Here is a 24,156-nt window from a genome sequence, read left to right on the forward strand (position 1 = left end):
TTTTCCATAATTTCATTTCATTTTATAGCGCGTCATACTATTTATTGTACAACACATTTTTAAGCATTTTTAGATACAAAGAAATTCCTTCTTCAATCTCTTGAACATATATAAATTCATCGGCAGTATGGGAGCGCGCCGAATCTCCTGGTCCGCATTTCAATGACGGTATATTTAATAATGCTTGATCACTTGTTGTTGGAGACCCATAGGTTTCCCTTCCCAAACTAATTCCCGCCTGAACAATGGGATGTGATTTCGGAATAGAAGATGGTTTCAAACGAGTAGAACGAGCACTAACCTCACAATTCACCTTTGATTTAATAACTTCTAATACTTCTTCATTCGTATAAGAATCAGTTACCCTAATATCTACAACAAAATCACATTCAGCAGGAACCACATTATGTTGTGTCCCCGATTGAATTTGAGTAACACTCATCTTAATCTTACCAAACTCTTCCGACACTTTTGGAAACTCATAGGTTTGAAACCACTGAATATCTTGTAACGCTTTATAAATAGCATTCTCTCCTTCATTCCTAGCCGCATGGCCAGATTTCCCTTTTGCCTTACAGTCTAATACCATCAGTCCGCGTTCTGCAACCGCAAGATGCATTTGTGTTGGCTCACCTACAATAGCAAAATCCAACTTCCCTAACTTAGGAAGCACATGCTCTAAACCAGCATTCCCTGAAATCTCCTCTTCTCCTGTTGCAGCAATGCAGAGATTATACTCCATGTCAACAGCATCATAGTAATTTAAAAATACAGCTAACAATGAAACCAAACAACCACCAGCATCATTACTACCTAATCCATACAGTTTTCCATCAATTTCAGTCGCCCTAAAGGGATCCCTTGTGTAATCCTTATTTGGTTTTACCGTATCGTGATGTGAATTAAGTAAAATAGTAGGTTTACTCAAATCGTAGAATTTATTAAAGGCCCAAACATTGTTTGAATCCCTATAAATAGTCACTCCCTCTGCTATTAGAAAATTCGCAATAACATCTGCTGTTTTATCTTCCTCTTTACTAAAAGAAGGAATCTCAATCAAACTTTTTAGAAGAGTAAGCGCCTTCGTCGTTAATAAATCAACCATACTATATTCTTGTTTAACTTTTTTTAAAATTTTCACGTAACCAATTATTGAATACGGGTACCACAATTAAGCTTATTTAATGACTCATAACTTCTAATCCAAACCTCAGTTACTCCCAGATGGGCAGCCTTCATTGCATTTTCAATTTTAGGTAACATGCCTTTGGTAATAACACCCGTTTCCTTCAATGTTTCTATCAACATATCATCTACAATTGGAATCAGAGATTGAGCATCTTGGACATCTTTCAATACTCCGCTGTGTTCAAAACAATACATAAGAGATACATTATAGATACCAGATAAAGCAATAGACAAACAACTTGCAATAGTATCTGCATTTGTATTTAATAACTGCCCTTGGTCATCTACAGTTATTGCAGAAAATACAGGACAAAATCCTAAATCTAATAACTGCTGTAATCTTGACACATTAATTGACTCATCTGTACAATCACCAACAAAACCGTAATCCAAAAGTGCTGTTGAACGTTTTACCGTTTTTATCAATCTCCCATCGGCTCCACACAAACCAAGTGCATCGCATCCATTAGTCTGTAATTGCGCGACCACCTTTTTGTTGATTAAACCTGCATAGACCATCACTGCTATAGGTAGCGTCTCCTCATTTGTAATACGCCTTCCTTCAATCATTTCTGTATTAACACCAAGTTTATTCGCCAATTGTGTAGCTACCTTACCTCCTCCATGAACCAATATCTTAGAACCTTCTATTTTCGAAAAATCATGTAAAAAAACAGTCAACTTTTCTGCATCATCCAAAATCTCTCCACCTACCTTTACTATTGTTAATTTTCTCATCACTTGTTATGTGTCAACATTTCCGTAAGAACCGCCTGAGCTGCCCATACTCTATTTCCCGCTTGCTCTATTACTATAGAGTGGTCACTATCTAAAACCTCAGAAGACAATACTAAATCACGACGAACAGGTAAACAATGCATCACCTTCGCATTATTGGTCGCTTCTAACTTTTCTAAAGTTAACATCCAATTAGAATCCATAGAAAGTACCTTTCCATAATCCTCATAACTAGACCAGTTCTTTACATATACAAAATCAGCATCCTTCAATGCCTCTACTTGATTTGTTGTAATTGCAGCCCCTTTCGTAAACTCCTCGTCTAATTCATAACCTTCCGGATGTGTAATCACAAAATCCACCAAGCCCTCGGCCTCTGCTCTACACATCCACTCTGAAAAAGAATTTGGTACCGCTTGTGGCAAAGCTTTCACGTGAGGTGCCCAACTAAGAACTACCTTTGGTTTTCTAACTTTTGGTATATAATTCCCTTTCTCAGCATCATAGAAGTATTCTCCTTGTTCTATTATCGTAATTAAGTCTGTAAGACTTTGCAAAGGATGTCTTGTCGCTGTTTCAAGGCTCAAAATAGGTTTTTTACAGTAGTTCGCGAACTTAAAAAATAGATCGTCACTATAATCTTCCTCCTTAGAATCTAACTTGGGAAAAGAACGCACACCCAAAACATCACAATAGCTCCCCATTACAGCGGCAGCTTCTTTTATATGTTCAGCGTTTGCTCCATCCATAACAACACCCTCTCGAGTTTCTAAAGCCCAACCCTCGGTGCCCATGTTCAACACCATCACTTCCATCCCCAAATTTCTTGCTGCCTTTTGAGTACTCATTCTCGTTCTTAAACTTGGATTTAAGAAGATTAAACCCAAAGTTTTATGCTTCCCTATATACTCATTTCCAAATGGATTCTCTTTACATTCAAGAGCCGTTTTAATAATATGAGATAGAGACACTATATCGTTTGTTGAAAAAAATTGTTTCATTTCTTTTCTTGTGTTTTTAATACTGTTGTAACCTTTTTTTAAACGCTTCTAAAAAGAAATCCGCATCCATTTTAGTTATATTCAATGGAGGTAATAATCTAATAACGTTTGGATTAGCAGTACCCGTAAAAATATGATCTTCAAAAAGTAACTGTTTTCTAACCTCTGACATTTGAACAGGCAATTCAATCCCAATCATTAAGCCAATTCCACGAACCTCCTCCACTCCTTGAATCTGCTTTAGTTCGTCTATTAAATAAGTTCCTATTTTCGTTGCATTGTCTAGTAAATTCTCTCCTTGAATCACCTCTAAAACTGATAAAGCCGCTACACAAGCCAGATGGTTTCCTCCAAAAGTAGTTCCTAACTGACCGTGCCAAGGCTTAAACAATGGACTTACAGCAATAGCTCCAATGGGAAAACCATTACCCATTCCTTTTGCCATCGTATAAATATCTGCTTGTACATTTTGATGTTGAATGGAATAAAATTCTCCAGTTCTACCATAGCCACATTGTACCTCATCTGCAATAAAAACCGATTGATATTGAGTTGTAAGCTGTCTAATCTTAGACAAAAAACTAGGATTAGCAACTTGAATGCCACCAACTCCTTGTATTCCTTCAACAATAACAGCGGCAATCTCTTCACCAAACATATCAAAGGCTTGCTCTAAAGCAACCTCATCATTAAAAGGAAGAAATTGCACATTAGAATTTTCGTTAATAGGAGCTATTATTTTCGGGTTGTCTGTAACGCTAACGGCCAAAGAAGTTCTTCCGTGAAAAGCACCTTCAAAAGCAATCACCCTTTTTCTAGATGTATGAAAAGACGCTAATTTTAGCGCATTTTCATTCGCTTCAGCTCCTGAATTACACAAAAACAACTGATAGTCATACAAACCGGAAACCTCTCCCAACATACTGGCTACCTGCTGTTGCAATGGCATTTCTATAGAATTGGAATAAAACCCAATTTTATCGAGTTGATTCTTTAATCGACTAACATAATGAGGATGAGTGTGCCCAATCGATATTACGGCATGACCCCCGTAAAAATCTAAATACTTCGTGTCATTTACATCAAACACATAACTTCCTAAACCTTTACTAATTTCAATAGACTGTAAAGGATATACATCGTATAATTTCATAATATTTCTTTAGTAGATTTAGAAAGCCGAAGCCTTCAATTGTAATCCTGTTTTCTCTTCTAGACCGAAAAGTAAATTCATATTCTGAATAGCCTGACCGCTAGCTCCTTTTAATAAGTTATCAATCGCAACAGTAATTATTACATCTTGATTTACTTTTTGAATGTTTATCAGACATTTATTGGTGTTGACTACCTGTTTCAAATCAACAGCCATATGGCTAAAATGCGTAAAAGGATGTTCTTTATAAAACTCCTCGTAAATTGACTCTAATTTAGAAAGCTCCAAATCTGACTGAAACAATAGAGTTGCAAAAATTCCTCTTGAAAAATCTCCTCGAATAGGAATCATTTTCATTTGAGGTTTGTATCCTTTTTGCAATTGTGCTAAACTTTCTCCAATTTCATTCAGATGTTGATGTTCAAATACTTTATAAGTAGAAACATTATTGTTTCTCCAGCTAAAATGAGAAGTTTCAGAAAGTTGTTGACCTGCACCAGTAGCACCAGTAATAGCATTTATATGCAAAGGAATATCCAAACCATCTATTGAAGCCAAGGGTAACAATGCCAATTGAATCGCAGTAGCAAAGCAACCAGGATTCGCAACATACTTAGCCTTTTTAATAGTCTCTCTATTTAACTCTGGTAATCCATATACAAATTCTCCAGCATTGTCCTTTAACCTAAAATCCTGACTTAAATCAATGATTTTTAAATCATTCGAAAACATATTTCTTTCTAAAAAAGTTCTCGAATCTCCATGAGCTAGACACAAAAACAAAACATCTATGTCTTGACTTAATGTATCAGTAAAATAAAGATCGGTATCACCAAATAAATCTGAATGTACACTATAAATCGGTTTCCCGGCCTGACTACTAGAATGCGCAAACACTAATTTCACCTTTGGATGTAACAACAACAAACGAAGTAATTCTCCTCCGGCATAACCAGCACTTCCAACAACACCTACTTTAATTGCTTTCACTTTGTTCAGTTTTAGATTGATTAACTTGATGCCAAATCATAACCTGATTACCAAATATTTTAGAGAACCCTTTCACATCTTCTCCCGTCCAAGCATTATTCATTTCACCATAGCTACCAAATTGACTAGACATCAAGTCATATTCTGACTCAATTCCTAATATTACAAAACGATGTGGATGCAATTCTACATGGACTTTTCCACTAACTGCTTGTTGTGAACTATTCAAGAAAGCTTCTATATCTCTCATAATTGGATCATGAAACTGCCCTTCATGTAGGAAGTTACCATAAAATGAAGCTAATTGTTCTTTCCAGCTCAATTGCCATTTGGTAAGCGTATGTTTTTCCAAAGCGTGATGCGCCTTTATAATCAATAAAGGAGCAGCAGCCTCAAAACCTACTCTACCCTTGATTCCAATAATAGTATCTCCAATATGTATATCTCTACCAATACCAAAAGGTTGTGCTAGTTCTTGTAGCTCTTGTATCAATTCAGTAGGTTTCATCTTTTGCCCATTCAAAGCAATAGGTTCACCGTTTTTGAATTCAATTTCTATAGACTCCATTCCCTCTTTCGTAACCGCAGTTGGCCATGCCTCTTCCGGCAAATAACCTAAAGAATGAAGTGTTTCTTTACCTCCAACAGAAGTTCCCCAAAGACCTTTATTAATAGAGTATTTCGCTTTTTCTACATTGATTTCAACACCGTGTTCCTGTAGAAAAGCAATCTCCTCTTCTCTGCTTAGCTTCAAGTCTCTTATAGGAGTAATAATAGAAATGTGTGGAGTTAAAATATTAAAAATCATATCAAACCTCACTTGATCATTCCCTGCACCAGTACTTCCATGTGCTATTGCTTCAGCTTCAATTTCTTTAGCATAGTTTGCTATTGCTGTTGCTTGACAAACACGCTCAGCACTAACAGAAAGTGGATAACTAGCATTCTTTAAAACATTTCCAAAGATCAAATACTTTATACTATCATTGTAATATTCCTCTGTTTTATCAATAGTTACGTGAGAAACCACCCCTAAATCATAAGCCTTCTTTTCAATTTCTACTAGTTCAACTTCACTAAACCCTCCGGTATTTACAACCGCAGAATGAACTTCATATCCCAAAGTTTCTTTTAAATATATAACACAGAAGCTTGTATCCAAACCTCCACTAAATGCTAAAACTATTTTCTTATTATGCATGATTTACTTTTCTTTTTAATTGTGTTCTTTGCGATGCCTTTACAGTATTTTTAAAACGTAGTTGTAAACGTTTCAACAAGGATTGTTTTTTCTGCATCTGACTTAAACGTTCCTTTGCTTTCTTCTTTATATCAATCCGTTCACGCCGATCACGATCCTTATCTTCAGGATTCCAAAGCATAGCCGTACACAAACAATTTTGTCTTGATTTACTTTGAAGAATTGAAAAGTTCACACAACTCTCACAACCTTTCCAAAAAGTTTCATCTGTAGTTAGTTCAGAATATGGAACAGGTTCATAACCTAATTCGGAATTGATTTTCATAACAGCAAAACCCGTTGTTAAACCGAATATTTTTGCCTGAGGATATTTAGCTCTAGAAAGCTCGAAAACACTTTTCTTTATTCTTTTTGCTAACCCTTCTTTTCTATAAATAGGATTAACAATTAGACCAGAATTAGCTACATAAGAACCATGACTCCAAGTTTCAATATAGCAGAAACCAGCCCATGTACCATCTTGATTTAAAGCAATTATTGCTTTACCTTCTAGCATCTTGTTAGCTATATATTCGGGAGTTCTTTTGGCAATACCAGTTCCTCTAGCTAATGCTGAAGCAGCCATTTCATTGCAGATTTGATCTGCATACTCAATATGTAATTCACTCGCGGGAAGCACATTAAAAACTTGTGTATTCATCTAGTAGTAGAGAATAAACCGATAGAAACCTCAGAGTAATTTAATACTCACAGTCCCAATTCGATGACGTTAAAAAATAATAAGATAACTGGAAACTGAAAAAGCACAGAAAGCCTTAACAGTTATAAAAGTGGGGAAATAAGATTATCCCCGGATCCGTAGTGTCCGCAAAACAACTGTAAAAATCCCCATAGAAAAGTCAGTAGAAGCATTTGCTCCACCAAAATAAGGGGTTATTTTTGACACATTGTTTTTCATCGTAGTTCGCTACTTTATTTTAAGTAGCATTGCAAATATTTGAAATAAATTTTCAAACCTCCAAATAAATTTGGAAATATTTATGATTACTTTTTTTCGATTACTTGTATTTCAACAAGCTTTTAACCTCATAACCTTCTAATTTTTCACGACCGTTAAGGAATGTAAGTTCCATTAAAAAATTGACTTGCAAAATAATACCTCCTAGCTTCTCTACAAGCTTACAAACGGCTTCCGCTGTGCCACCAGTAGCTAACACATCATCGTGAATCAAAACTCTGTCACCTGGTTGTATAGCATCTGAATGCATCTCTAGAGTATCAAAACCATATTCCAAACTATAAGGTTCAGAAATAGTATTAAATGGAAGTTTATTAGGTTTTCGTACTGGGATAAAACCAGCCCCCAATTTAGAAGCCAATAAGGTTGCGAAGAAAAACCCCCTACTCTCCATACCTACCACTTTATCTACTTGATGATTACCAACTAGATCAAATAATTGCCTTGTAGTTTCCTGCATTGCCGCATGGTCCATTAACAAAGGTGTTATATCTTTAAATACCACTCCTTGTTTTGGGAAATCGGAAATATCTCTTATATAATCGGCTAAGTTCATACTTGATTATTTTGAAGATAAGTTACAAAATATTATTTGGTTTCTTCATTAACCACTTCGACAATTTTATCCACTACTCTTAGAGGATCAATACTACGCATAGCGTTTTCATAACCCTCCACAACCTTGTTTCCATAAATAGAAGTAGGTAATAAAGGATATTGTTCACGGTCAGAAGTAATGCAATAGTCCATCGGTTGGTTGAAAGGCGCAAATCCAGCATAAGGATGTGTTGCACCCCATAAAGTGATTACTTTCTTACCATACATTGCAGCAATATGGGCGTTTCCAGAATCCATAGACAACATAAGATCTAAGTGCTGAATAAGATTTAATTCAGCATTTAACTTTACTTTTCCCGCAATCACCACTACATTGTAATTATCTCTTTTTAACTGATTTAGCATGGCAATTTCTTTCTCACCACCACCAAACAAAAAGATTTTAGATCGTTCGCGTTCAGACAATATATCGATTACCTCTTGCATTAAATCAAGTGGATATACTTTAGAATCATATTGTGCGAAGGGAGCAATACCTATCCAAAAACAGTCTTTCTCACCAGTATGCTTTTTCAATTCAGGCAACAAAGGTGGTACACTAGCAAAAGTCGGATTATCTAAAGATACATCAAACCCAAGTTTTCTTAAAGTGTTAAGATGATTCTCAACCATAGACTGTACAGGTTTAAAAACCTTATTCTCCACTCGTGTTAATTCTTTTTTTGCAGCTCTACCTTTATCAAGAACAGCTACAGGAGTTCCCCCTAATTTAAAGAAAGTTCTTACGATTTTTGATCGCAATACATTATGAAAATCAGCAAAATAATCTACATCCAATTTTTTCAAATCTTGGTATAAGCACCAGAGCCCAGCAAGACCTTTATGTCTCCTTTTTAAGTCGACCCCAAAGAAACTAACGTTTGGAATACCCTCGAAAAAAGGTTTGAAAAACGGTCTTGAAACAACAGTAACTTTAACATCTGAATGTTGAGAAACCAATGCTCTAATAACAGGAACAGTCATTGCGACATCTCCCATAGCTGACAATCTAAAAATTAGAATATGCTTACTTTTACTCACTAGTATTACAGTTTTAAAATATACCTAAAAAGGTACTTAAGTAAATACAAAACTACGCGTTTTATTCATATTATTCTCAGATAGCCCACATTGAAATACAAATATAAGAACAGTCATACTTTAACTATAATTAGTCAGATGACACCACTATTATTTCATGCTATTACAAACACCTAAAAACAAAAAAGCCATCTTATCGATGGCTTTTTAATATACTTATAAATAATACTTATTTCTTATTTTGATACAAAACTGGATTTAACTCCTCATCATTATACATTTTCATTTGCTTATACACTTTCATGTATTTATCACCTTGAGAAATATCATTTAATAAATCATCAATCGCCGTTGTCAAATCTTGCTTTTGCTCTAACAACACATTCAATTTCTCTTGACATTTTGCTCTATGATCCTCGGAAGCTTCTACTCTCGTTGCTTCTTCATTCATATGATAAATTTTTAAAGACAAGATAGAAAGGCGGTCTATAGCCCAAGCAGGACTTTCTGAATTAATTTTAGCACCTTCTTTTACAACTACATCCTTATACTTTTGCAAGAAATAACTGTCGATATACTCTACCATATCCGTACGTTCTTGATTCGATGCGTCAATACGTCTTTTCAATTTTAAAGCCTCAATCGGATCTATGTGCGGATCTCTAATGATATCTTCAAAATGCCATTGAACCGTATCAATCCAGTTTTTCAAATACAAAAGATGCTCAATTTGATCTTTTGGATATGGATTGCTAATTGGCTGGTCTACATTGTCATATTTATGGTAATCACGAATACTCTCTTCGAATATAGGGAATGCTATTTTTGAAAACATGCTAATAATTTTATTTACAAATATACTTTTTATACTTTTATCGTACTAATATTACTTCTATGAAAATTCATTACATCTCTAAAGAGAACAGTATACTCAATCACTTTTTAACACAATTACGCGACGTACATATTCAAAAAGACAGTATGCGTTTTCGAAAAAACATAGAGCGAATAGGTGAGATTATGGCCTATGAATTAAGCAAAACTCTATCTTACAAAGAACTTGATGTTCAAACCCCATTAGGCATTAAACGCACTACTTGCATTGAAGACAAAGTAGTCTTATGTTCTATTCTAAGAGCAGGTTTAGCTTTACACACTGGTTTTATGAATTTTTTTGATGACGCCGAAAATGGTTTTGTATCAGCATATCGCCGTCATGGTGAACCTGGTCAAGAAAGTGAAATACTAGTCGAATATCAAGCGGCTCCTTCATTTCAAGACAAAATAACGATTCTAATAGACCCTATGTTAGCTACAGGTCAATCTTTAGTAGCTGTATTTCAAAAACTAATGATGCATGAGACCCCAAAAGAGATTCATATTGCAGTAGTAATAGCAGCTCCAGAAGGAATAGCGTATTTAGAGAAACAACTACCGGACTATTGCCATCTATGGGTAGCAACACTTGATGAAGGTTTAAATGAAGACAACTATATATTGCCAGGACTTGGTGATGCAGGAGACCTCGCTTATGGTCAAAAATTATAAGATTAGTTGACTAACAAAAAAGAAAACAGCTATTCCGAAAACACTATAAACAATTGCTTCTTTCCTCCAGTTTTGTGGAACCATTTCAATATAATTTGACCCCAAAATTGCGAGAGGGAAGAAAGTAAATAGCAAACTGCCTTCGTTCTTACCATTAGAAACAATGTATATAGCCACTGCAATTATGAAGGACAGAATAACCTTCTTATAAGAGCTTTGCAAATTAAACTGTTTCTTTTTAAAATGGATTAATTCTGCAAAGAAGAACAATAGTGCAATAGAAGCAAAAACAGCTAATGCGAGATTTATAAAAAGATTATCAAATTGGGTGAAATCAAAACTTATTACTGTCTTGGTTTGTATCCACTCTAGATACGTTTCATCTACCAAAATAAGGTAAACACTTAAAAATATAAACACCACAAAAAGAGCGATAAAAGGAATCAGCCAATTTTTGTAATCTCTTGAAACATAAGATGCAACAGCATAAAATATCAACACAATATAAAAAACACTCCAGAAGTGAAATAAGGTAGCGATTAATATCCATAAAGAAGCATCAAAGAGTTTTTCTTGAGGATTTTTCAACGAGTGTAATGAATACAATCGCCTTAATGCTAATAATATAAAAAAGTTAGCAACAACCAACCTTGCATTAAGCATAATGTTGGGAAACATCAATATGAAGCTCAAAAATAATAAAGGAACGTAAGCATTATCCGAAACTAATCTATTCCTTAACACTATAAATTGAATCAAGAAAACGGTAAAAACCAGTATTCCTAAAACTCCAACAGTTTTCAATAAACTATAAACAGATGTGGCTTCCAAATGCATAAATTGGAACAAAACAAATGCTAATCCTAAAAGAACACTAACTAATATATAGTTAATTGGTTTTGTTTTACTAAAAAGACTTGCTAACATCTATATATTTTATATTTTTGTAGGTGATATTTTGTACCTTAACGCTATATAAGACGCTTCAGGTCGAATCATATTAAAACATAATTCTTAAAATAAAGTACAATGACTTCATTTTTTAATGGCATCGCTTTCCTTTTTGAGAAAATTCTTTTCGTTCCTATGAATTTCATTAGAACTTTAGAATTATCAAATTGGTGGACTGCAAACATCATCACATGGATCTTTATTATCATCTGTTCAGCTGCATTTGTTTACTGGTGCAAGCAAATGAAGATATTCAAAGACAATAAAGAAGACGACCAAGACACTACAGCCCACTCATTTTTGAAGTAGGTTTTAGAGATCGAATCCGATATCTTTTCTAAAATACATCTTGTCAAAAGATAATTTTTCTATATTTTGATAAGATGTATTTAATGCTTTATGGAAGTCCTCTCCGTAAGATGTTACCGCTAATACTCTACCACCATTCGTAACTACCTCTCCGTCCTTTAATGCAGTTCCTGCATGAAAGACAATCGATCCTTCTACTTGGTCAATACCCTTTATAACTTTACCTTTTTCGTAATCCTCTGGATATCCTCCAGAAACAAGCATAACAGTCGTAGCACTTCTACTGTCTAATTCTAGTTCTTCATTTTCTAGCGTTTCATTTGCAACCGCTTTGAATAAAGAAACCAAATCACTCTTAATTCTAGGTAATACCACTTCTGTTTCTGGATCTCCCAAGCGAACATTATATTCAATAACGAAAGGATCGTCACCAACTTTAATAAGTCCAATAAAAACGAATCCTTTAAAGTTTAACTCGTCTTTTTTAATACCCTCAATAGTTGGGATTATAACACGTTCTTCAATTTTTTTCATCAACGCTTCATCAGCAAATGGTACAGGTGAGATCGCACCCATTCCTCCAGTATTTAAACCTTTGTCTCCTTCTCCGATACGTTTATAATCTTTAGCTGTAGGTAATACTTTATAAGATTTACCATCCGTTAAAACGAAACAGCTCAACTCAATTCCATCTAAAAACTCTTCAATCACAACCTTAGAACTAGCATCTCCAAACTTAGCATCCACTAACATGTCTTCTAATTCAAGTTTTGCCTCTTCTAAACTATTTAAAATCACTACACCTTTACCAGCTGCAAGTCCATCTGCTTTTAAAACATAAGGAGCTTTCAAGGTTTCTAAAAACTGCTTTCCTTCAGAAACAGTATCTTTAGTAAAACTCTTATACGCCGCAGTTGGAATATTGTGTTTTTGCAAAAACTCTTTCGCAAAATCCTTGCTACCCTCTAACTGAGCTCCTTTCTTAGAAGGACCAATTACAGGTATATGACTAATTGTAGAATCGGATAGAAAAAAATCAACGATACCTTTCACTAACGGGTCTTCTGGCCCTACAATTACCATATCAATATGGTTCTCTATGACAGCAGCTTTTACCCCTTCAAAATCATTTGGATTAACTGTGGCTAAATTGGTAGCTATAGAAGCTGTTCCTGCATTACCAGGTCCAACAAATAATGCCTCACAACTTGGACTTTGCAATAATTTCCAAGCTATAGCATGCTCTCTTCCACCAGAGCCTAATAGTAAAATTTTCATGAATTGTGTTGTTTGTAATTTACAAGCTCAAAAGTAGTTATATTTTGGCTAAAAAAGAAAATATCCCAAGGCAATACAAGTATTGGAAAGTTTATATAATAGAATATTATATAAAAAAACAGTCTAGAATTCACTTGCAATCACATATTGACTCCGCATAAAAGATACTTACAGAGTCAAACAAAAGTTGTCTATAAAATATCTAGAGACATCAATAATTTAGGCAACTTAGTTAATATGCTTTCTCATCACCTTTAAACACATTATAAATGGTCAAGTAAATAATCTTTAGATCCAATGCAATTGACCAGTTTTCTAGATAAAATAAATCATATTTAAATCTATTTATCAAGTCTCTATCACTCTCTATCTCACCTCTATAACCATGTGTTTGGGCCATCCCTGTAATCCCAGGTTTCACCAAATGTCTCAACATAAACCTATTGACCTTTTTAGAATATAATTCAGTATGCTTAATCATATGAGGTCTAGGTCCTACAATAGACATATTTCCTAAGAAAACATTTATAAATTGGGGAAATTCATCCAAACTAGTCCTCCTAATAAATTTACCGATTTTAGTAATCCTATCATCAGAACGAGTAGCTTGCTTTAAATGTGAATCCTCATTTATACGCATAGAACGAAATTTATAACAAGTAAACTCAGTATCATTAAGCCCAGTTCTCTTCTGTTTAAATAAAACAGGACCTTTCGACTCTAGTTTAATCAAAATAGCCAACAAAGGAACTAACCAAGACATAATACAAACAATCACAACTATTGAAAAGACAATATCAAATATCCTCTTCAAAAACTTATTATAAGTTTTATCCAACGGAATCTTTCTTCTAGGGATTATAGGAATAACATCATAATAATCAGCCTTAGAATTGATATTCAACAACTCTTTCCTTGTTGGAACATATTTTAATAGAACCAAATTATTATCCGAAAAAGTCAATAGCTGATTTACATTTTTCTTATCGATATAACTATAACTCAGGTAAATTTCATCAATGTTTTTTTCCGTTATAAACGCTTCAATTTCATCAACATTATCTAATGAATCAAATACTTTTAGACAACGATACCCAAATTTTGTTTTCTCTTGAAATAACTGCTCTAAAGATCTTATCTCTGAACTATCTCCAATTAAAATAACATTTCTAAAATTACCCCCATGCTTTTCCCTAAAGTAAATAAGAGAAAAATATATCGACAGTTTAAGGAATGTTATGCTACTAAGAATCATTATTCCAAACAGAATAAAATCCTCCTTTTCCGCAAATCGTGGAAAAAAACCGTTGTATGCTATAACAAGTACAAAAATTGAAACAAACTGTTTGAAAATTTTCTCTAAAATCTTATAAATACCAGTATGTCTATAAACATCGTAAAACTCCGAAGCCCAAGCAACGAACAACCACGTAATTGTTGCAAAGATTAGAAAAACAATCTTACCTGAGAAATTAGGAAAAACAAGACTAGCCACCGTATTAATAACTAATAAATCGGCAACGATAGTAATGGGTCTTAAATATTTAGAAAATCTTCCTTGTTTGCTTGGTAACACTAATATATATATTTAGAAAAGTCTTTATGTTCTTCTTTCAACAACTCCTCGTTAGTAAAGTCTTTAAAATAATTATAGGTCTTCATCATCCCTTCGGCACGTCCCACTTTAGGCGTCCAATCTAATAACGTTTTAGCCCTATCAATATTGGGACAACGTTGCATTGGATCGTTCTCAGGCAACTCTTTAAAAACAATGTCCTTAGAAGCTCCACTCAGGGAAATTATTTCTTGTGCAAAATCTTTAATAGTTATCTCATCAGGATTTCCAATATTAACTGGCAAATGATAGTCTGACAACAATAACCTATAAATTCCTTCTACTTGATCATCTATATAGCAAAATGACCTAGTTTGATTACCGTCTCCAAAAATTGTGAGAGGTTCTCCTCTTAGTACTTGCCCTATAAAAGCAGGAATAACCCTCCCATCATTCAAACGCATACGGGGACCGTAAGTATTAAATATGCGTACAATTCTAGTTTCAAGATTATGAAAAGTATGGTAGGCCATAGTAAGAGATTCTTGAAAGCGCTTTGCTTCGTCATAAACTCCTCTTGGGCCAATTGTATTCACATTTCCATAATATTCCTCAGTTTGAGGGTGTACTAATGGATCTCCATAAACTTCTGATGTAGAAGCAATAAGTATCCTCGCATTCTTTACCCTTGCTAATCCTAGAAGGTTATGGGTACCTAAAGAACCAACTTTTAAAGTTTGAATAGGAATTTTTAAATAATCTATTGGGCTAGCAGGTGAAGCAAAATGTAGAATATAGTCTAACGATCCAGGAACAAATACGAACTTTGTTATATCATGGTGATAAAACTCAAAAAACTCATTCCCAAATAAATGTTGAATATTTTTTAAATCTCCAGTGATTAAGTTATCCATACCAATTACATGGTAACCTTCTGAGATAAATCGATCACAAAGATGTGAGCCGATAAAACCAGCTGCACCTGTAATTAGAATTCGTTTCATATTCACTTGAACTTTTCTTGCATTACCATAGCAATAAACTTGCCATTATCTATAAAACTTCTTTTCCACATCCTTTTTGGTTCCTGCAAAAATCTGTAAAACCATTCTAATCCAGCTTTTTGCATCCATTCAGGCGCTCTCTTCACCTTCCCAGAGATAACGTCGAAACTACCACCTACTCCCATTATAAATCCAACAGAACTCAACTCTTGCTTATAACGAGACAAAAAGATTTCTTTCTTAGGAGAACTCATTGCGACATATAAGTAAGTAGCTTTACTATCTACTATCTGTCTAACTAGTTTATCCTCATCTTCTTTAGAAAAATAGCCATGATGATAGCCAGCAATAATTCCTTCCCCAAAATCCCTTTTAAAAGTTTCTGCAACCTTATTCACCACCTTCTCTTCTGCTCCTAATAAAAAGATTGTTTCATTTCTTAACTGTGCATTCTTAACCAAATTCAAAAATAAGTCAATTCCAGACACTCTTTCCTTCAAAGGTTTACCTAACAATTTAGATGCCCACACAACCGCCATACCATCAGCATTCACCAAATCAGCATTCTTAATACTTTGAAACAACTCCTCGTCTCTTTTCATATGAACTAATTTTGCAGCATTGACAACAATATGCATAATAGGTTGTTTAGAATCAATTGATTTATTGATTATATCTATCGATTCTTGCATCGTTAAGTTGTCAACTCCTATCCCAAAAAGATCTCTTTTTTCTCCCACAAAACTTTAATTTATTTCTTTTTGATTAACGCTAAGCTTTATTAAGTAAAATATCCAACCTATATAAACCATAGATGAGAAATTAATAAATAATTGCCCCGCAAAAATACTAATAAATAAAACAATCAATATTGCAAAAGTTACGAAATACGAATCTTGTCTCTCCAAGAAGTGTAAAATGCATAAATAAAAAAAATAGAGGTAGAAAAGTAAACCAATAGCTCCAAAGAATACAAACATATCAATAAGTGACATCTCAAAAAGCCCTATTGCATCCATTTTACCACCAAAAAGATAATTCAAAACAGTCCAATTCTCCAGATAATAGCTTGCCTTCTCAATTAGGATTTGATCTCTAAAAGACATCAATGTTGTTAGAAATCCATGTTCATTGTACACATCGATTAAGACGTCAAAAGTTGTGAAAAACGCGGCCTTATTCAAGTAAGAAACAGTTATTACCAACAAGCTAACAAATAGAATAAGACTATAATATGATTTTTTTTTGTAAAGTCTGAATGTAAAAACATGGTAACCAAACAAACAAACTAAAAACAAATAAATAGCCTTAGTCCCCACTAAAAGTGCAGTTATGGTTATCAGCCAAAAAAACACCTTAGAATATGTTTTTTGAACAAAACTAATGTAGTACACATACAATATACTACTTACAAAAAAATAAGTTGCAACAATAGATTTATGTAACACCCCCATATAGCCAAAACGAAAGTGGTACGTTTTAAAAAAGGACAAATCAAAGATTGCACCTATTAAAACCGTACAACATATCAGTCCTATCAATATTAAAGTTACACTTGAAAATGTTTTGTATATATTTGTTTTTAAAGGAAGTATATTCAAAAAATAGAAATATAGATAACTTGCAAAATAAAGTCCTAGTTCTCTTATTTCATTTCTACTATCATAAAAATCTATCTCTTTCGTAAGCGCCAAACGCCCTATTATGAAAATTAGGAAGAGGAGAGAGAAATTCTTTAGTAAACCTATGTGCTGTTTCACTTTGAAAATGTAAAAAAATAAGCATCCACAAAAAAGTATCTTAATCAACTTCACAACAATAGTAAACGATTGTTGCTCTTCAAGTCCTATAAATCGTTTCAAAACGAAATCAAGACAAAATTGCAAACATATAAATACAAAAACGATCCAACCTACACTACTTCTTTCCTCCATGCCATATAAGTAAACAGGTTGAAGAAAAATGCAACAAATATAATTAGAGTATTTAAATACAAAATAGAATCAAACAAGCAACCTATAACAATAAACAAAACTAAAAAGAAATAAACGCGGTTTCTAGATTGCCATGCAAACTTAAACTGCGAATATAGAAAATACAAGAACAAAACTAAGCCAAACAAGCCATACTCAACGAATATGGATAAGTATTGATTATGTGGTCCATACTCTAATTTTCTTGCGTAGTGTAACTCATGTTTCTCGTAAGCAATCAATGAAATTCTATCCTCACTTCCTGATCCATATCCAAAAAAAGGTTTTTCCATGGCAACATCAACTATGGCCTTCCACCTCGTAAACCTACTGTCATTATTCATATCTCCTTCATAACTTGTTCCAGCATTTTCTGTTAACTCCCATTTTAGCTGATTCGTAAACCTCTCTTCCATATAAGTATTGTTCAGGGAATACAACAAAGCACTCAACAAAATACCTCCAAATAATGTAGCAGTAATTAACTTTTTGAAACTCCCTTTAGCAAGGGCTACTTCTCTAAATTTCAGAATATAACTAATTACAAAATATATAAAAAAGCAAAACAATGCACTTCTAGAATTTAAAAAAAGTAAACAAGCAACTAAAACAACAATTGCGGTATATCTAAAATATTTGTTGAAAAATTTAGGGAGTTCACGAATAATTAATATTGAAAACAAAATATAAATCCCTAACAAGGTTGGATGAAAACGAAGCAATTCAGTAAAAACATGATAAGTATAGTCGTAAGAAAACAAATCACTCTCAACAACAAACCCTCCTTTACTTTTAAAGTATCGTATAAAATTATAACTCATTAATATTAAACTACACAATACGCTTCCATAAACAAAAAAGCGCATAGCTTGCTTAAACATCCTATCCAATAAATCCTTACTAACAAATGAGAATAACAAAGGCAGCAATAAATAAGAAGAGTAGTTCTCATAATAGTGCATTGCAGACTTCAGGTTATCTGTAAAGAACAATCCAACAGTTAAAAGAATGATCATACTAGCTGTTGTAGCAAATAAAATTCTAACAACATTTTTCTGGGTTAGATTTAATTTGGGTCTTTGTTTTACTATGTAAAACAATAAGGATACCACTAAAAGTCCTATAGCAACATTTCCAAGCTTAGTGTAGATTGGCATTAAAAAGCAAAAAATTGCGGTGCAGATAACAACTAACCTTTGTTCCATGTAACTTCTTTAAAACTTAAAGCAAAAATAAAACCAATATAAATTCCAGAGAGACCTGAGTTAAAAATATGTCCTGACATACAAGACAAAACACTAAGAAGTATTAACATCAAAATACTAAGTCGTGCATAAGGAAAATTATTATTTTTTGAATTTCTCCTTATCTGTAAGTACAATAAAAGTAGTAAAATTATGAATACAAAAACTCCAAGATATCCATTACTAAAAAACAAGTCTAAAACATCAATTTCAATAATCTTACTAGCCAATTGCTCGTAGTGATAATTCCCAACACCAATAAGTTTATCAATTAGAGAATACTCTTGAGAAAAGATTACCAGCATCTCTTTAAAAAAAAGATTCCTACTCGATAACACAAAGGTCAATAGATCCATTTTGTGCCAAAAATAGGTATATCGCTCATAAATTGCAGAATTTCGAATAAAGAAAACAATCCCACCACTTATCAATATAAACACCCCGATTAGATACTTTATTACCCCCCTATGCTTTGAATTATTAAGTCTTAATTTCCCAGAACTCAATAATATAAGTATCTGGATTAAAAAAACACCTACCATACCCGTTTTTGAACTAATAAGAAAACCTAAAAGCAAACTACCAATCCCATAGAGAATGTAGATCAACACGCTGTTTTTTATTACAAGATAGTAATAACCTAAAAAACCAGATAGTATTAAGAGAAGAGCAGAAATCTCATTTCCGGCTATGAAATAGCCTTTAGATCCAATATTTCCAGTTTCGTACATAGGTGTACCCAACCCAACGAACTTCAAACAAAGATTAATCGCAACTATCCAAAACGAGACTTTAATCCAAAAAACATAATGATAAAACAACTCTTTCTTGGAAGTTTCAAATATCATTCTAAAATAATAAAAGGAAATTGCAAGAGTTAAATACTTGAATACCTTAATAATATCTTGAACAAAACCACCAATACCAATTCTTTCTACTGCGAATGAATGCAAGGAAGGCAAAATTAATAAAGCAAATATTATTGCTATGTATTTTAAATATCTTGGAGTAATTAATAATCTGAAAAGCAATAAAAAAACAACCCCCAACTTATAAATTTGACTTACAGAAATAGGCAATAAAATATCATTATAGTCAAGAATACCATTCAGTGTATCTACCAAAAGTAAAAACACTAGTAGTATCCATATAACTAAATCAATGTACTTTACTTTTACCACCATTCTTTCAATGTTATTTTTATAAAGATTGTAGAAGCTTCAGTTCCTTTTCTCCTTGCAACTTCCAGTTTATTTGTTGCATTGACTCTCTTGCATTTGCTGTTATATCATCAAATGCGGTCTTATCTTCACAAATAGCGATAATTCTATTTGCAAAGTCTTGAATACTCTCGTTCTCATTAAGCAACAAACCCGATGTACCATCACTGATAAACTCTGGTATAGCTGTTTTATTTGTACTTAGGACTAACATCATTGACGATAGGGCTTCACACATAATAACACCTTGGGTATCAGACCTTGAAAAAGCATTAAAAATTCCATAATTCTGAAATAATTTAGGCAATTCCTCTCTGTCAAAAAAACCATTAATGATCTGTACACGATCACTAAGCCCTAGATGTTCGATCAACTGTTTTATTCTTTCGTAATTCTCTCCTTCACCGTAGATATCCAATGTAAAAAATTCTGGAAGATAACTCATTAACCTCACACAATCTTCCACTGGATATTCACTATTCAGAGGTCTTATACAGAGCATTTTATATCTGTTTTTATACCCCCCACTGCTTTTGAAAAAATCTGTATCAATTCCATTAGGAATAACTTTGATAACTCCTTTTTCAATTCCATAAATAGCTTCGACTCTATTTGCTAACCATATAGAAGGTGTTAGAATAAGACTGTTAGTATTGAGCAGTTGGTTTAAGAAGCGAGACATATAATACTTTTTCCAAACATTAGTATATAGCACTTTTGATATCCCTTTTAAATTCCATTTAAAATCAAAGAATCCATTAGGATACGTCAATGTATCTGCTCCATGTAAATAAATAGCAGTCTTGTACTTTGCTTTAACTATTTCATTATAAATTTTAAATCCACCATCTATAAGTGGATATTGATTTAGTAAATGCAAATACAAAACATCATATCTAGACAGTATAGAAACAATCGAACTTGAAGAATCTTCAATAACTCTTATACCTTGAAAAGTATATGTTTCATTTTTTTTTGCAGGTACCAATATTGTAACATCTACCCCTTTAGATTGAAAATACAACGCTCTAACATGAACAAACATATGGTTATAAGGTTGTGTTTCTTTGGGGTATCTGGAGGTAATTATTGCTAACTTCATTTAAAAAACATCATTTAATCAAATAATAAAGAGACAAAAGAGTAAAAATTTGTTTCTCTCTATTATAACCAGCCTTATGTTCCTTAAAGACATTTAAAACTGCATTCTTATCAAAAACATCAAAATAACCACTTTTATTGTTGTTATTCAATAAATCAACGTAATAATCTCCCAAATCCTCCCTAAACCACTTTTCTGTTGGAGATAAAAACCCCTTCTTAGGACGATTAATTATTTCCTTCGGTAAAATTTCCTCAGCGAATGCTTTGTGAATTCTTTTCGTCTGGCCGTTTTGTATTTTGTAATCTACTGGAAGTGATTCTAAAAACTTTATCAATTCAATATCCAACATGGGAACCCTCGTTTCTATTGTAAAGTTCATGGAAACCTTGTCCGTATACATCAACAAATCATCAGCTAGATTCATTCTCATATCAACCGCCATCATACCCTCTACCCCTTTTTTATTCTTACAATCTAGCAAATCATAAAAATACTGGATTCTTTCCTTGCTTTGAACATCTTTAATATTCATCAAGGACATAATCTCTTTATCAGTAAACAAAGCATAAATATTTTCCCATCTACTAACAGGGTTAGCAATAGATAAAGATTGAGACGCTCGAATCCATCTTTCTTTCTTAGACAATTTAGCAATTGGCTTCATAAGATCGAAAAGAAAAGCAGGATACTTATTAGCCATCATTTCCCCTTGATAGCGAGTATATCCGCCCAAAGGCTCATCGGCACCTTGACCTGTCAAAACGACCTTTAGCTCTTTGCTAACAGCTTCATTTAAGTAATACATCGGCAATATAGAAGTAGTACCTATTGGTTCTTCTACAATTTTACAAGTCTCTTCAAAAACGCTTTTAAAATTCTGAGAAGAAATACAAATACTGCGATGATCTGTCTTTAAAAAGTCCGCAGTAATCTGGGCATCTGACAGCTCATTCGCAAAACCAATATCCTCAAAACCTACAGTATATGTTTTGATTTTTGAACTTAGATGCTTTTGTGCAAAATAAGTTACTAATGCAGAATCAATACCACCACTAAGTAAAGATCCAATTTCAACATCGGACATTAATTGTCTCTTAACAGCAGATTCAAATAGCTCTCCGTATTTTGTAACAGCTTTATTAAAAGAATAATCCCTGCTAATGTTGACTCTTTTAATATAACTTGATATTTCTATTTTATTTATAGAACTAGTAATATCACATTCTAAAATATGTCCTGGTTTAAGCTTCTTTATCTCTTTATATATAGTATCGGGAGCAGGATTATAGCGCAATTTTAATAACTCCGCAATATTTCCTTTATCCAAAGATAAATCACCATACAAATGGTGAATAGGACGAATCTCTGAAGAAAAAACCAACGTGTTATGCTCAACACCGTAGTAAAGAGGTTTAACACCAAAGGGATCTCTGATCAAATAAAGTTTTTCTCTTTCGATATCTAAAAATCCAATACTAAAAACCCCATTAAAATCAATAACCGCTTCTATTCCAAAAGCAGCCAAATAATACAAAATGGTTTCCGTATCAGAAGTTCCTCTAAAATCAATAGACGGTAACTTCTCTCTAAGTTCTAAGTGATTATATATTTCACCATTAAAAATGATAGCAAACTTGGAGTCACTAGTAAACATGGGTTGATGCCCCGTCTCCGTTAAATCTACAATTGCTAATCTTCTATGTCCGAAATAGACTTTGTTTCCTTGAATATTGAACTCTTCTATAGCACCACTATCAGGTCCTCTATGAAAAATGGTATCTAAAGATACTTGGTTGATCTTTAAATTTATACTCCCTAAGATGCCGCACATATACTAAGCTTTACTAACTTTCTTTAATTCCATTTCTCCAATAAACATAATAAACCCAAAAACGATAACCGATGATATAACATTTGTACTAATCGCTCCTATTAACCCATATTGGGGTAATAAGCAAAAAATAGTAATCAGATTCACAACAGCCCCAATGATCATAATATCTAAACGAAGCTTTTGTTTATCCAATGCAATAAGTAACATTTCATATCCTGAATAAATAAAACTTGACAAAATTATCAAACAAACTCCTACAAAGGCGACCTTAGTAGTATCATTTAACGGAAGTTTGGCAACATACTGTAATACTATGGCTTTAAAAACATACAAACCAACTAGAACCGTAATTAACAATGGAACCATAATTCGTTGTAGTAAATGGAAAACCTTTCCAATTTGCTCTTTGCTCTTATCCTTAATCTGACTCAATAGAACTTGTGAAAAAGCAACATTCAAAAGAGAAAATGGTGCGACAATCAATAACATTCCTCTATACATTCCATATACATCATCTAGAATTAACAAAGGCAATAATAACATACCACCTTGAACAAAAGATGCAGTAACGATATCTTGTAACCCAAAGTATTTTCTTTGTTGAAAAACAGCACCCAAATTCTGTTTCGAAAAATCAATATGCTTCAGGATATCTCTGTAGTTTAAATATCTCGAAAAATATATAGCTAAAAACGTTGTAATGAGATTAAAGATTATTAACAAGTATAGAATGGCTTCAACCTCTAAACTTCCATAAAGATATAGGAATCCTATCAAGCCAAATACAAGAATAGAGAACACTCCATTTATCTTCAACTCAAAACCAAAATCACCAACGCCTTTCAAATAGGAGAATAGTATATTATTAAAACTAAATACAACCCCTAAAACTAATCCTAAGTACAATAAACTTCCATAATCATTTTCGAACAATAGATTTAAAATGAAAATCAAGACTCCAACAATTCCCGTCAAAAACAATAAGAACACAATAGACTTTGACAACTCTTTTTCATTGCTCTTGTCAACTTGTACCTCTTTAATCAAATAAAATTGACTCCCAAAAGGTAAAACAGAAACCAATATATTGGCAATAGAATAAATAAACGAAAACACTCCAAATGACCTCAATCCAAACATGGCCAATAGAGAAATACTCAATAGCCACCTCGAACCAAACTGAAGTCCTAAGGACAAATTATTCAGTA

General features: G+C 33.3%; 23 protein-coding genes. 2 read left to right on the forward strand and 21 right to left on the reverse strand.

Translation table 11 applies throughout. The features are described 5' to 3' along the window. Positions 1-37 precede the first annotated feature (37 nt). From BM024_RS08080 to BM024_RS08125, 10 genes are all read right to left on the reverse strand, one after another. Positions 38-1,105, reverse strand: coding sequence for a M20 family metallo-hydrolase (locus BM024_RS08080; RefSeq protein WP_090679232.1), 1,068 nt, complete (start codon positions 1,103-1,105; stop codon positions 38-40). 44 nt (positions 1,106-1,149) lie between these two features. Further along, positions 1,150-1,926 carry an acetylglutamate kinase gene (argB, locus tag BM024_RS08085; protein WP_090679081.1) on the reverse strand — a complete coding sequence of 259 codons (777 nt, stop codon included), beginning with the start codon at positions 1,924-1,926 and terminating at the stop codon, positions 1,150-1,152. Further along, positions 1,926-2,927 (reverse strand): Rossmann-fold NAD(P)-binding domain-containing protein, encoded by a 1,002-nt coding sequence (locus BM024_RS08090; protein ID WP_090679083.1) that lies wholly within the window; start codon positions 2,925-2,927, stop codon positions 1,926-1,928. Before BM024_RS08090 ends, argB begins: the two co-directional genes overlap by 1 nt. Before the next feature lie 16 nt (positions 2,928-2,943). Beyond that, positions 2,944-4,083, reverse strand: coding sequence for an aspartate aminotransferase family protein (locus BM024_RS08095; protein ID WP_090679086.1), 1,140 nt, complete (start codon positions 4,081-4,083; stop codon positions 2,944-2,946). Between the two features lie 15 nt (positions 4,084-4,098). Then, positions 4,099-5,070 carry an N-acetyl-gamma-glutamyl-phosphate reductase gene (gene argC / locus BM024_RS08100; protein ID WP_090679088.1) on the reverse strand — a complete coding sequence of 324 codons (972 nt, stop codon included), beginning with the start codon at positions 5,068-5,070 and terminating at the stop codon, positions 4,099-4,101. Then, positions 5,057-6,271, reverse strand: a complete 1,215-nt coding sequence (gene argG, locus BM024_RS08105; protein ID WP_090679090.1) for an argininosuccinate synthase — start codon at positions 6,269-6,271, stop codon at positions 5,057-5,059. The genes argC and argG overlap by 14 nt, the downstream gene beginning before the upstream one ends. After that, entirely contained in the window at positions 6,264-6,971 is a 708-nt protein-coding gene (locus BM024_RS08110) for an N-acetyltransferase (RefSeq protein ID WP_090679091.1), read from the reverse strand. Before BM024_RS08110 ends, argG begins: the two co-directional genes overlap by 8 nt. Before the next feature lie 358 nt (positions 6,972-7,329). Then, positions 7,330-7,845 (reverse strand): adenine phosphoribosyltransferase, encoded by a 516-nt coding sequence (locus BM024_RS08115; RefSeq protein ID WP_090679093.1) that lies wholly within the window; start codon positions 7,843-7,845, stop codon positions 7,330-7,332. Between the two features lie 32 nt (positions 7,846-7,877). Next, positions 7,878-8,927, reverse strand: coding sequence for a glycosyltransferase family 9 protein (locus BM024_RS08120; RefSeq protein WP_090679095.1), 1,050 nt, complete (start codon positions 8,925-8,927; stop codon positions 7,878-7,880). Positions 8,928-9,156: 229 nt separating this feature from the next. Beyond that, a complete protein-coding gene (locus BM024_RS08125) occupies positions 9,157-9,762 on the reverse strand; it encodes a DUF4254 domain-containing protein (RefSeq protein ID WP_090679097.1) in 606 nt (201 codons plus the stop codon). Positions 9,763-9,821: 59 nt separating this feature from the next. Here BM024_RS08125 and upp point away from each other — a divergent pair, with 59 nt between their 5' ends. Next, positions 9,822-10,475, forward strand: a complete 654-nt coding sequence (gene upp / locus BM024_RS08130) for a uracil phosphoribosyltransferase (RefSeq protein ID WP_090679099.1) — start codon at positions 9,822-9,824, stop codon at positions 10,473-10,475. On the opposite strand, the gene BM024_RS08135 is transcribed toward upp, so the two are convergent. Further along, positions 10,470-11,402, reverse strand: coding sequence for a DUF6427 family protein (locus BM024_RS08135; RefSeq protein ID WP_090679100.1), 933 nt, complete (start codon positions 11,400-11,402; stop codon positions 10,470-10,472). The genes upp and BM024_RS08135 overlap by 6 nt on opposite strands. Before the next feature lie 102 nt (positions 11,403-11,504). Between BM024_RS08135 and BM024_RS08140 the strand changes: the two genes are divergently transcribed. After that, entirely contained in the window at positions 11,505-11,735 is a 231-nt protein-coding gene (locus BM024_RS08140; protein ID WP_090679103.1) for a DUF6341 family protein, read from the forward strand. Positions 11,736-11,738: 3 nt separating this feature from the next. Here the strand turns inward: BM024_RS08140 and purD are convergent, their stop codons facing one another. The 10 genes from purD to BM024_RS08190 all read right to left on the reverse strand — a co-directional run bounded on the left by purD (position 11,739) and on the right by BM024_RS08190 (position 24,145). After that, positions 11,739-13,013 carry a phosphoribosylamine--glycine ligase gene (purD, locus tag BM024_RS08145; protein WP_090679105.1) on the reverse strand — a complete coding sequence of 425 codons (1,275 nt, stop codon included), beginning with the start codon at positions 13,011-13,013 and terminating at the stop codon, positions 11,739-11,741. A 232-nt stretch (positions 13,014-13,245) separates the two neighbouring features. Further along, complete coding sequence (locus tag BM024_RS08150; protein WP_090679107.1) at positions 13,246-14,589, reverse strand: exopolysaccharide biosynthesis polyprenyl glycosylphosphotransferase; 1,344 nt, start codon at positions 14,587-14,589, stop codon at positions 13,246-13,248. Beyond that, positions 14,589-15,572 carry a UDP-glucuronic acid decarboxylase family protein gene (locus BM024_RS08155; protein WP_090679109.1) on the reverse strand — a complete coding sequence of 328 codons (984 nt, stop codon included), beginning with the start codon at positions 15,570-15,572 and terminating at the stop codon, positions 14,589-14,591. The genes BM024_RS08150 and BM024_RS08155 overlap by 1 nt, the downstream gene beginning before the upstream one ends. Before the next feature lie 2 nt (positions 15,573-15,574). Further along, the gene (locus tag BM024_RS08160) at positions 15,575-16,312 is read right to left on the reverse strand and encodes a WecB/TagA/CpsF family glycosyltransferase (protein WP_245753877.1); all 738 of its coding nucleotides are present in this window, start codon (positions 16,310-16,312) and stop codon (positions 15,575-15,577) included. Between the two features lie 6 nt (positions 16,313-16,318). After that, complete coding sequence (locus BM024_RS08165) at positions 16,319-17,266, reverse strand: hypothetical protein (protein WP_143077742.1); 948 nt, start codon at positions 17,264-17,266, stop codon at positions 16,319-16,321. A 218-nt stretch (positions 17,267-17,484) separates the two neighbouring features. Next, a complete protein-coding gene (locus BM024_RS08170) occupies positions 17,485-18,750 on the reverse strand; it encodes an O-antigen ligase family protein (RefSeq protein WP_090679113.1) in 1,266 nt (421 codons plus the stop codon). Then, positions 18,735-19,973 carry an O-antigen ligase family protein gene (locus BM024_RS08175; protein WP_090679115.1) on the reverse strand — a complete coding sequence of 413 codons (1,239 nt, stop codon included), beginning with the start codon at positions 19,971-19,973 and terminating at the stop codon, positions 18,735-18,737. Before BM024_RS08175 ends, BM024_RS08170 begins: the two co-directional genes overlap by 16 nt. A 16-nt stretch (positions 19,974-19,989) precedes the next feature. Further along, positions 19,990-21,111, reverse strand: coding sequence for a glycosyltransferase family 4 protein (locus tag BM024_RS08180; protein WP_090679117.1), 1,122 nt, complete (start codon positions 21,109-21,111; stop codon positions 19,990-19,992). A 10-nt stretch (positions 21,112-21,121) separates the two neighbouring features. Next, on the reverse strand, positions 21,122-22,945 hold the full coding sequence (gene asnB, locus BM024_RS08185) for an asparagine synthase (glutamine-hydrolyzing) (RefSeq protein ID WP_090679119.1): 1,824 nt from the start codon (positions 22,943-22,945) through the stop codon (positions 21,122-21,124). Between the two features lie 3 nt (positions 22,946-22,948). Continuing rightward, positions 22,949-24,145 carry an MATE family efflux transporter gene (locus BM024_RS08190; protein WP_245753878.1) on the reverse strand — a complete coding sequence of 399 codons (1,197 nt, stop codon included), beginning with the start codon at positions 24,143-24,145 and terminating at the stop codon, positions 22,949-22,951. Positions 24,146-24,156: the final 11 nt, after the last annotated feature.

This window comes from Myroides guanonis, from assembly GCF_900114085.1.
Lineage (GTDB): Bacteria > Bacteroidota > Bacteroidia > Flavobacteriales > Flavobacteriaceae > Flavobacterium > Flavobacterium guanonis.